Annotated in this window: 1 protein-coding gene; it reads left to right on the top strand. The window is 66.5% G+C overall.

All coding sequences use genetic code 11. The annotated features are described in order from the left end of the window. Positions 1–932: condensation domain-containing protein (locus K8640_RS42370; RefSeq protein WP_223752282.1), on the top strand; the 932-nt coding region annotated here is incomplete at both ends.

Raw genomic sequence — 932 nt, 5'->3', positions numbered from 1 at the left:
TGAGGCTCTCCGAGGAGGAGCACGTGTTGGTGGTGGTGCTGCACCACATCGTGTCGGACGGCTGGTCGACGGGGCTGTTGGTGAGGGAAGTGGCGGCGCTCTATGGGGCGTATGCGGAGGGGAAGCCGTCGCCGCTGGGCGAGCTGCCTGTGCAGTACGGGGACTATGCGGAGTGGCAGCGAGGGTGGTTGCAGGGGGAAGTGCTGGAGCAGCAGGTGGAGTACTGGCGCAAGCAGTTGGAAGGGGCGCCGAGGGCGTTGGAGCTGGTGACGGACAGGCCGAGGCCGGCGGCGCAGAGCTTCCGGGGTGGCTTCGTCCAGACGCAGTGGCCGAAGGAGCTGTGGAGGAAGGTGGAGGAGGTGAGTCGTCGTGAAGGGGTGACACCCTTCATGGTGCTGCTGAGCGCGTACCAGGTGGTGCTGTCGAGGCACGCGGGGCAGCGGGAAGTGGTGGTGGGTTTCCCGATTGCAGGGCGTACGCACGCGGAGACCGAAGGGCTGATCGGGTACTTCGCGAACACGCTGGTGCTGAGAGGGCGAGTGGAGGAGGGGGAGACGTTCGGGGAGTTGGTGGGGAGGGCGAAGGAGGTGACGTTGGGTGCGTACGCGCACCAGGACGTGCCGTTCGAGAAGCTGGTGGAGGAGCTGCTGCCGGAACGGGATTTGAGCCGCAGTCCGCTGTTCCAGGTGAGCCTGACGTTGCAGAACACGCCCGGGGTGGAGGTGAAGCTGGGGAAGGGGCTGGTGCTGAAGGGGCTGGAGACGGACACGAAGACGTCGAAGTTCGACCTCTCGCTGTCCGTGGGCGAGGACGCGGACGGGGTGGTGGTGGCGCTGAACTACAGCAGCGACCTGTTCGAGGAAGGGACAGCGGAGCGGTTGGTGAGGCACGTGAGGCGAGTGCTGGAAGGAGGCGTGGAGGGGTGGGGGAAG

Origin of the sequence: Myxococcus sp. XM-1-1-1, assembly GCF_020037095.1 — a bacterium.
GTDB classification, from domain to species: Bacteria; Myxococcota; Myxococcia; order Myxococcales; family Myxococcaceae; genus Myxococcus; species Myxococcus fulvus.
The sequence above is the reverse complement of the archived record's forward strand: the minus strand, read 5'-3'. Positions and strand labels throughout refer to the sequence as shown.